The 882-nt window shown below is 45.8% G+C and carries 1 protein-coding gene; it reads right to left on the reverse strand.

All coding sequences use genetic code 11. The features are described 5' to 3' along the window. Positions 1-410 precede the first annotated feature (410 nt). A partial coding sequence (locus PG896_RS21045; protein WP_270836201.1) for a hypothetical protein occupies positions 411-882 on the reverse strand: 472 nt, incomplete at its 5' end.

Raw genomic sequence — 882 nt, forward strand, 5'->3', positions numbered from 1 at the left:
TCTGCTGTCTGAATGAACAATATTTGTTCGAATGTATGGGGTTGTTCAAAGTATAAACACTGATGCGTCAGCCCTGCGCGGCGGGGTTATTCGCGATTGTCAGAATACGCTGCACTATTCGAATTTACCGCGAAATGTATCTGAAAATGTGTTTTACCGAGCGGCCAAATCCATATGTATCCCGCTCTGGTTGAGGTGATAATTCTCGCCTGCTGGGCTTGGCTACGCTCTGCGCCAACCAGCAAAAACCACGCTACCGCCCCTGAATTTCAGTCTTCAGCCTGCTCAGCCCCGCTTCAATATCGGTGCTGAAACCTTCATTCCTCTTGAATGGATAAAAGGGCTGAGAAAGCGTAGTGAAAACCGCCCCAGCCCGGCATTTATTGGTTCTCGCACCCTGTTATCAGTGATTAACCACCAAATTCACGGCTAATAATTTGTGTGGGGACAACATTCTCTGGCAAGTCACTCGACATTTTTTGAGCAAGTTCACCAGCCAAACCAAACGCGTTGTCAATGGGGTCGACCTTTATTCCGCTTTCGACAGCCAACTCCAAAAACTTCTTGCCAATCTGATTGCAGGTATCAACCCAGTTTTTGGGCAGCTCCCCCATGGTGAGCTTGGGTTGACAGACCAGTTGAAATGTATTTTTTCCTTCTTGTATTTGAAATGCCACATCAACAAATTCACTTTTATATGGGTTGGCTAGCGCACTTGAACTAAGTAAAAACACAGCACCAATAGAGGATTTTTTCATGACACGTCCTTGTGAATAGTAATGCCCACCAAGGGGCTGATAACATACACATGTACAGGACCTTAAGCGTTGAGTCCCTTTAAAACTCCTTCCAAGGTCCTGTTCTGTATCGATTTTCTCTGCT

This window comes from Aeromonas sp. QDB30, from assembly GCF_027707645.1.
Taxonomy (GTDB): domain Bacteria; phylum Pseudomonadota; class Gammaproteobacteria; order Enterobacterales; family Aeromonadaceae; genus Aeromonas; species Aeromonas caviae.